Here is an 8,111-nt window from a genome sequence, read left to right on the forward strand (position 1 = left end):
GGCCGTCCGGCATGACGATCGACGCGGTGGCCGCCGAGATGGGCGGGCACGTCGGGTCGATCTACTACCGCTTCCCCACCAAGGACCATCTGCTGGCCCGGCTCTGGATGCGCTGCGCCCGCATCGGGCAGGCAGGACTGCTCGAGGCGCTGCGGCGCGACGATCCCGACGACGCCCTCGACCACGCCGTCCTGCACTACCCGCGCTGGTCCCGCCGGGATCTCGCGCCCGCCCAGGTCCTGGCCGCCTACGGCCGGGAGCAGATCACCCCGCACTGGCCCGACGAGCTCGCCGGGGACCTGGAGACCGTCAACGACGACCTGATCGGCGCCGTCGCCGACTTCAGCGGCCGCTTCTACGACGACGTGTCCCCCGCCCGCCGACGGGCGGTCACCTTCGCCGTCCTGGACCTGCCCAGCTCGGCGATCCGCCGCTACCTGGTGGCCGGCAGGCCCCCGCCGGAGACCCTCGACCAGCCGATCCTCGCCGCGGCGCGGGCCGCGCTCGGCTCCGTCTGACGCCGGCCGACGTCAGTCGATCACCGCGGTGGCCTCCACCTCGACCAGGAGGTCGGGCTCGGCCAGGGTGGCGACGCCGATCCCGGTCAGCGGCGGCAGTGCGGTGATGCCCAGCTTCGCCGACGCCCGGGACACCCCCTCCACGAACAGCGGCATCTTCTCCGCCGTCCAGTCGACGAGGTAGACGGTCAGCTTCGCCACGTCGTCGAACGACGCCCCGACCTCGGCCAGCGCGACGCCGACGTTGAGGTAGCACTGCTCGACCTGGGCGGCGAGGTCACCCTCGCCGACCTTGCCCCCGTCGGCGTCGCGGGCGACCTGGCCGGCGACGAACACCAGTTTCGATCCGGTGGCGACCGACACCTGCCGGTAGAGGTCGACATTCGGCAGCCCGTCGGGGTTGACCAGGGTGATGGACATACTGACTCCTCGTGGTCGACAACGCTGCGGCGCAAGTGCTGCGCGCCCATCATCCTGCGCTCGCCGGTGGCCGGGACCGGTGCGTCGATGATGGCCGTCGACTCGTAGTCATCAGACGTCTGATGACTAGTGCTAGTGTCCTCCCGACGAAGGGAGGCAGCATGACGACGTGGCGCAAGCTCGAACGCGGACCGGTCGTCCCGCAGGTCGAGGCCCTGCTCCGGGAGCGCCTGCTCTCCGGTGGCTGGTCCCCCGGCGAGAAGGTGCCCAGCGAGTCCACCCTGGCGACCGAGATCGGCGTGGGTCGCTCGTCGGTCCGGGAGGCGGTCCGCCTGCTCGGCCGGGACGGCCTGCTGGAGGTGCGTCACGGTTCCGGGACGTTCGTCGCCTCTGCGGAGGCGCCGTCCGCACCGGTGGCGGAGCTGTTGCGCCGGGCACGCCTTCTGGAGGTCTACGAGGTCCGGCGGTCACTGGAGGTCGAGGCCTCTCGCCTGGCAGCGCATCGCGCGGGCACCGACGACCTGGCCGGCCTGCGCACGCAGCTGGCCGAGCGCGCGGCCCGGGCCCACGCCCCGGAGAGCTTCGTCGTCACCGACCTGGACTTCCACGAGTCGATCGTGCGGCTTTCGGGCAACTCCGTCCTGGTCGAGCTGTTCGCCTACGCGCGTCCCGTCATCCAGGCGGCCCTGATCGACCGGATCGCCCACGACGGGCCGCTGATCGACGTCGACCGCGCGCACGACGATCTCGTCACCGCGTTGGAGAACCACGATGTCGAGGCCGCGGTCGAGGCGACCGTGGCGAACCTGCAGAGGACGATCGACGACCTCCGCGCCGAGGAGGTGGACCGATGACGGGCCCGGACCCGGATGTGGACCGGCTCGGCACCGGCGGCGCCGTCGCGATCGGGGTCGCCGGTGGGGCGGTCGGAGGCCTCCTCGGTGGTGGCAGCGGAGTCTTCTTCGTGCCCGCACTCGACCGTTTCGCCCGGGTGCCCCGACCGGTCCTGCACGGCACGTCCACGGTCGCCAACATCGCGGTGTGTGCGATCGGGGCCGCGGTCTACGCCCTGGCCGGCGGTGCGATCGACCTGCGGGCCGGGAGCGGGCTCATCGTCGGCGGGATCATCGGAGGGTTCTTCGGGGCCGGGATCATCTCGCGGATCCCGGAACGTCTTCTCCGGATCCTGTTCATCGCCGTCGTCCTGCTCACCGCGGCCAAGCTCTACTCCGACGCCGCGGGCCTGGACCCGCTCAGCGGCCGGGCGGCCATCTCACCGGCCCTGCTCGCGAGCCTCTGGTTCGTGGTCCCGGTGACCCTCGTCGCCGGAGTGGTCATCGGCGCCTGGGCCGCCGCCCTCGGGCTGGGCGGCGGGCTGCTCGCCGTGCCGGCGCTGGTCCTGCTCTTCGGCGCGGACCTGCACACCGCCGCGGGGACGTCCCTGCTGATGTTCGTGCCGAACTCCGTCGTCGGCGGGGTCATGCACCTGCGGAAGGGCACGGCGTCGCCCCGGCTCGGCCGGCTGCTCAGCATCGGCGCGGTCCCCGGCGCCGCCGTCGGGGCGCTTCTCGCCCTCATGCTCGACAGCGTCGTCCTCGGCCTCGTGTTCGGCACGTTCGCCCTCGCGATGGGAGTGCGGGAGATTCTCCAGATGACCCGGGCCCGCCGGACCGCGAGGAAGGTCGTCCGGGACTCCGGGTGAGGAACGCGGGCGACGTCCTGCGCGACGCCCAGAGCCGAAAGGAACCGTCCGGTGCTCAGCAGCGAGCTCGCCGAGCTGGCCGGCGTCACGGTCCGCACGTTGCGCCACTACCACCAGATCGGTCTGATGCCCGAGCCACCGCGCTCGGCCGGGGGCTACCGGCGCTACGACGTCGGGCACCTCGTCCGGCTCCTGCGCATCACGAGGATGACCGCGCTCGGAGTGCCCCTGTCGTCACTGCCCGCGGTGCTGGACGACCCGGTGGCTGCCGACGAGCTGCTCGACGAGCTCGACCGCCGGGCCGCCGACGACATCGAACGGCTCACCGCCCGCCGGTCCGGCATCGCCGCGTTGCGCCGCAGCGGCGCCCCGCCCGATCTGCCCCCGGAGCTGTCGGCGTGGCGTTCGGCCCCCGCGGAGGGGACGCCGGCGGACATGGCCCGCTTCGAGCACGAGCAGCTGATCCTGGTCGGGCACCTGCTCGGATCGGACGGCCCGGCAGGGTTCGCCACCCTGTTCGGGGAGGCGCAGGACGGCGTGGCCGGGTCCGCACCGCTGACGGCGCGCTTCTACGCCCTCGACGCCGACACCCCGGACGACGAGGTCGCGTCCCTGGTCGACGAGCTGGTCGTGCACCTGCAACCGGTGGTGGCGCGGCTGCACGCCCTGTCGCCGTTCGGCCCGCAGGCCACGGCGCTGATGGAGGAGCTGAACGAGCGGACCCTCCGGCCGGCCCAACACCGCGTCCTGCGCAGGGTCCAGAAGCGGCTGGCGAGGTCCGACGCTCCATGACCCGGGTCACGCCGGACGGACTTGAGTCCGACGCGACGTCGGGGTCTGGACTCGGTGGTGCCCGCACACCGTCGAGCGTGAGGATCCACCATGACCGCCCCGCCGAGGCTGATCACCGTCGAGGAGTTCTTCGACCCGCCCACCCGTAGCCGCGCCCTGCTGTCCCCGGACGGCACGAGGGTCGCCTACCTCGCCCCCTGGCACGGCCGGCTCAACGTGTTCGTCCGCGACGTCGACTCGGACTGGGCCGCCCCCGACGACGCCGACGACGGCGACGCCTCGGGCGCCCGGCGCATCACCTCCGAGAGCCGGCGCAACATCGACACCTTCTTCTGGACCACCGACGGCCGCTACCTGCTGTTCCAGCAGGACACCGACGGCGACGAGAACTGGCACCTGCACCGCGTCGACCCGGCCCGGCCGGACGAGCCCGCGGTCGACCTGACCCCGATCGAGGGCGTGCGCGTGTTCGGTGCGCAGCTCCCGCCGGACCGGCCGGGGACGGCGTTCGTCCAGCTCAACAGGCGCCGTCCCGACCTGATCGACCTGTTCGAGCTCGACCTGGCGACCGGCGCGCTGACCCCGGTCGCGGACAACCCCGGCGACGTCGTCTCGTGGCTGCGCAGCCCGGAACGGTTGCTGGTGTTCACCATGGAGGAGGGCGGTGATCACGTGCTGTCCGAGTGGGCCGCGGGTGAGCGGCGCCCGATCGCGCGGTTCCCCGGCACCGACGTCCTCCTCGCCGTCGTCCCGGCCGCACCCACCCCGGACGGGAACGGGCTGTGGATCGGTTCGTCGCGCGGCTCGGACCGCACCCGGCTGGTCCGGGTCGACCTGGCGACCGGCGAGCAGACCGGGGTGGACAGCCACCCCGTGTTCGACCTGGACACCCCGCGCCCCGAGGCCGACCCGCGCTTCCCGTCCTCGCTGATCCTGCACCCGAGCACCGGCGAGCTGCTCGGAGCCCGCTACCTCGGTGCCCGTCAGGAGATCCACGCGCTCGACCCGCACTTCGCGACGGTGCTGCCGCGGCTGGCCGAGCTGTCCGACGGCGACCTGGCCCACGTGTCCTGTGACGCCACGGCGCAGCGCTGGGTGGTGGACTTCACCCACGACCGCGACCCCGGCGTCACCTGGTTCTACGACCACGCCACGGGACGGGCGCGCCGGCTGTTCCGACCGTTCCCGCACCTCGACCCGGCCCGGCTGGCCCCGGTCACCCCGGTCACCGTCACCGCCCGCGACGGGCTCGGCCTGCCGTGTCACCTGACGCTGCCGGTCGGTATCGAACCGCGGGGGCTGCCGACGGTGCTGCTGGTGCACGGCGGCCCGTGGTACCGCGACAGCTGGGGGTACGACCCGGAGGTGCAGCTGCTGGCCGACCGCGGGTACGCCGTGCTGCAGGTCGACTTCCGCGGCTCCACCGGTTACGGCAAGGCGTACACGCAGGCGGCGATCGGCGAGTTCGCCGGGCGCATGCACGACGACCTGATCGACGCGGTGGACTGGGCGATCGACCAGGGCTACAGCGACCCCGACCGGGTCGCGATCTACGGCTGCTCCTACGGCGGCTACGCCGCACTCGTCGGGGCCGCCTTCACCCCGGACCGGTTCGCCGCCGCGGTCAGCTACACCGGCATGTCCGACCTGACCGACCTGGTCCGTTCCGTGATCCCGGCGGCACGGCGCAGCATCCAGAACTCCTACGTCCGCTACATGGGCGACCCGGACGACCCCGACCAGGAGGCCGACATGCTCGCCCGCTCACCCGTGCGCCGGGTCGACGACATCACCGCACCGACGCTGCTGATCCACGGCGCCAACGACGTCCGCGTCGACCGCCGCCACTCCGACCGCATCGTCGACGCGCTCCGATCCCGCGGCGCCGAGGTCGAGTACCTGCTCAACGAGACCGAGGGTCACTGGTTCGTCAACACCGACAGCAACATCGAGCTGTACGGCACGCTCGAGCGCTTCCTGGCCAAGCACCTGGGCGGACGCTCCTCGACGACGTCCTGACGCGCGGGTCCGGTTCAGGGGGTCTGGTCGTCGTCGGTGAACGCGGCGACCAGACCGTGTGGTGCGTCGTCGCCGAACAGGAGGCCGTGCAGCCGGGCGCCGTCGGTGGCGGCCTCCGCGCCGCGGGGGAACATGGCCCGCTCGTGCTCGGCGAGGGCGGCCTCGACGTCGTCGGGGTGCGCGGCGATCACCCTGCCGAGCTCGGCGCCGTCGTACATGGCCAGGTTCGCGCCCTCGCCGTTCGGGGCGGCGAGGTGCGCGGCGTCGCCGACGAGGGTCACCCCCGGCACCCGGCCCCACCGGTGCCCGGCCGGCAGCGCGTACAGCGGCCGGTGGATGGGCGCGGTGTCGCTATCGGTGATCAGCGCGGTGAGGTCGGGCGCCCAGCCGTCGAACTCCCCCGCGATCCGCGCGGTGACCGCGGCAGGGTCGGCGAAGTCGAGGGCGGCGAACCAGTCCGGCGACTCGCTGAGCGCCACGTAGGTGTGCACGGTGTCGCCCCTCTCCCGGTGGGCGAGGATCCCCTTCCCCGGCGCGAGCGCCATCAGCGAGCCGCCGCCGACGACCTTCGCGGCGGCGGGGTGGCGGGTGTCGCTCTCGAGGAGGTAGGTCTCGACGTACGAGCTGCCGATGTACTCCGGTGTCGCGCCGGTGAGCAGCGGGCGGACCCGCGACCATGCGCCGTCCGCGCCGACCAGCAGGCTCGTGACGACGGAGGTGCCGTCGGCGAAGGTCACCTCGTGCCGGCCCTCGCCGAGTGCGCGGACGCCGCTGACCTTGTGGCCCCACCGGACGGTACCGGCCGGGAGCGAGTCGAGCAGGAGCGCCCGCAGCTCGCCGCGCTGCACCTCGGGGCGGAGGCCCGTGCCGTCGTCGGGCTCGTCGAGCAGGACGGTCCCGTCCCGGTCGAGGATCCGCATCGCCTGGCGTCCCTCCAGGACGAGGTCGCGGAACTCGCCGGTCAGGCCGGCCGCCTCCAGGGCGAGCTGGCCGTTGTCGTCGTGGATGTCGAGCATCCCGCCCTGGGCACGCGCGTCCGGTGAGGGTTCGGCCTCGTAGACCGTGGACGCGATGCCGTGGACGTGCAGGACGCGGGCCAGCACGAGGCCGCCCAGGCCGGCGCCGATGATCGTGACGGTGGTGGTCATGATGACTCCTTCGGTTCAGTTGGAACGTCGTTCCATCATCATGTTGGAACGACGTTCCAAGTGTGTCAAGATGGCGGGGTGGAAACAGGGACGCGACGGTCATCACGGCGCACGGAGGCGCTCTCCCGCGAGCGCATCGTCGAGGCCGCCGTCGAGCTGCTCGACACGACCGGCGAGGGCGGGCTGACGTTCCGGGCACTGGCCGAGCGCCTCGCCACCGGGCCCGGGGCGATCTACCACCACGTGGCGAACAAGGGTGAGCTGCTCTCCGCCGCGACCGACGACGTCGTCGCCGCCGCTCTGGACGTCGAGCCTCCGGCCTCTCCACCAGCGGACCGGATCCGTGCCGTCGCCCTGAGCCTGTTCGACGCGGTCGACGAGCACCCGTGGGTCGCGGCCCAGGTCTCCGACAGCCTCTGGCAGGTAACGGCACCGCGGATCCTCGAGAGCATCGGCCGGCAGGTCCGTGCACTCGGCGTGCCCGAGAACGACTGGTTCGTCACGACCACCGTGCTGATGCAGTACATCCTCGGCGCCGCCGCGCAGAACGCCGCGAACGCCCGCGTCGCCGGACCCGACGCGGACCGCTCCGAGCTCCTCGGCGCCATGGCGACGAGATGGTCGGAGCTCGACCCCGGCGACTACCCGTTCACCCGCGCCGTCGCGGGGCAGATGCGCGAGCACGACGACCGGGAGCAGTTCCTCTCCGGGGTCGATCTCGTCCTCGCGGGCATCACGGCTCTCCACCTGCCCGTTGAGCAGCCGGAACGGCGATAGCGTCGCCTCGTGAGAGTTCGACGCGCCGTCGTCGGCGACGCCGCCCGAGACACACGGCCGGAAGGCTGACCTGCCGAATCTGCCGCTATTCGATCGCGTTGGTCGCGATGCTCGTCAGTGCCAGGCCGGCCCACCCCCGGGCGACGGGATGCGCCTGCGCGTTCACGACCACCGCGCCGTCGCGTCGGGATGCGTAGGCGTCGCCGGTGTAGCGAACGCTCCGGTAGCGGCCACGCTCCCTGGACAGCTCGGTCACGTTGCCCGAACCGCCGGCATCCACGAGCGTCTTCAGCTCGCGTGCCTCGCGCTCTGTCGGCATCTCGACCCACGCGATCGGAACCAGCGCGACGTCGCCCTTCCGATCCCGTATCTCGAACTGCGCGCGCCTCAACGACGCGCACGGATGCGCCTGGAAGAACTCTCGAACAAGACCGTGGGAATGCGCAGCACAGTCCGCGGCATCGTCGACGACCCGACCTGTCACGCGAACGCCCGCGCCGGTGAGCCGGACCTGGACGCTCTCCACGTTCCGCGACACCGACTGCGATCCACTCCGCGATCCCGGACCGGCCGCCGAACCACCGGACGACAAGGCGCTCCCGCCGGCCACACCTCCGACACCGAGCGCGACCGCGACGGAGGGGACTGCCCCGAGTTCCGTTGACCCGATCTCGGTAGGTGGGTCAGGCCGCGTGGGCGGTGTTGAGCAGTGTCTCGAACTCGACCGGGGTGAGC

General features: G+C 72.5%; 9 protein-coding genes. 6 read left to right on the plus strand and 3 right to left on the minus strand.

Translation table 11 applies throughout. The annotated features are described in order from the left end of the window. Positions 1 to 518: TetR/AcrR family transcriptional regulator (locus I4I78_RS26710; RefSeq protein WP_218614260.1), on the plus strand; the 518-nt coding region annotated here is incomplete at its 5' end. A 12-nt stretch (positions 519 to 530) separates the two neighbouring features. On the opposite strand, the gene I4I78_RS26715 is transcribed toward I4I78_RS26710, so the two are convergent. Next, on the minus strand, positions 531 to 938 hold the full coding sequence (locus tag I4I78_RS26715) for a RidA family protein (RefSeq protein ID WP_218614261.1): 408 nt from the start codon (positions 936 to 938) through the stop codon (positions 531 to 533). 161 nt (positions 939 to 1,099) lie between these two features. On the opposite strand from I4I78_RS26715, the gene I4I78_RS26720 reads away from it, so the two are divergent. The 4 genes from I4I78_RS26720 (at position 1,100) to I4I78_RS26735 (ending at position 5,451) form a co-directional block, all read left to right on the plus strand. After that, on the plus strand, positions 1,100 to 1,792 hold the full coding sequence (locus tag I4I78_RS26720; RefSeq protein WP_218614262.1) for a FadR/GntR family transcriptional regulator: 693 nt from the start codon (positions 1,100 to 1,102) through the stop codon (positions 1,790 to 1,792). Further along, complete coding sequence (locus tag I4I78_RS26725) at positions 1,789 to 2,640, plus strand: sulfite exporter TauE/SafE family protein (protein WP_218614263.1); 852 nt, start codon at positions 1,789 to 1,791, stop codon at positions 2,638 to 2,640. Before I4I78_RS26720 ends, I4I78_RS26725 begins: the two co-directional genes overlap by 4 nt. Positions 2,641 to 2,691: 51 nt before the next feature. After that, the gene (locus tag I4I78_RS26730) at positions 2,692 to 3,432 is read left to right on the plus strand and encodes a MerR family transcriptional regulator (RefSeq protein ID WP_218614264.1); all 741 of its coding nucleotides are present in this window, start codon (positions 2,692 to 2,694) and stop codon (positions 3,430 to 3,432) included. Between the two features lie 90 nt (positions 3,433 to 3,522). Further along, positions 3,523 to 5,451 (plus strand): S9 family peptidase, encoded by a 1,929-nt coding sequence (locus I4I78_RS26735; protein ID WP_218614265.1) that lies wholly within the window; start codon positions 3,523 to 3,525, stop codon positions 5,449 to 5,451. Positions 5,452 to 5,465: 14 nt separating this feature from the next. On the opposite strand, the gene I4I78_RS26740 is transcribed toward I4I78_RS26735, so the two are convergent. Further along, positions 5,466 to 6,599: an NAD(P)/FAD-dependent oxidoreductase gene (locus tag I4I78_RS26740; protein WP_218614266.1), complete on the minus strand. Its 1,134-nt coding sequence runs from the start codon at positions 6,597 to 6,599 to the stop codon at positions 5,466 to 5,468. A 78-nt stretch (positions 6,600 to 6,677) separates the two neighbouring features. Between I4I78_RS26740 and I4I78_RS26745 the strand changes: the two genes are divergently transcribed. Further along, positions 6,678 to 7,376, plus strand: coding sequence for a TetR/AcrR family transcriptional regulator (locus I4I78_RS26745; protein WP_218614267.1), 699 nt, complete (start codon positions 6,678 to 6,680; stop codon positions 7,374 to 7,376). A gap of 85 nt (positions 7,377 to 7,461) precedes the next feature. Here the strand turns inward: I4I78_RS26745 and I4I78_RS26750 are convergent, their stop codons facing one another. Next, positions 7,462 to 7,902, minus strand: a complete 441-nt coding sequence (locus tag I4I78_RS26750) for a hypothetical protein (protein WP_218614268.1) — start codon at positions 7,900 to 7,902, stop codon at positions 7,462 to 7,464. Between the last annotated feature and the right edge of the window lie 209 nt (positions 7,903 to 8,111).

This window comes from Pseudonocardia sp. KRD291 (assembly GCF_019263595.1).
Classification (GTDB): Bacteria; Actinomycetota; Actinomycetes; order Mycobacteriales; family Pseudonocardiaceae; genus Pseudonocardia.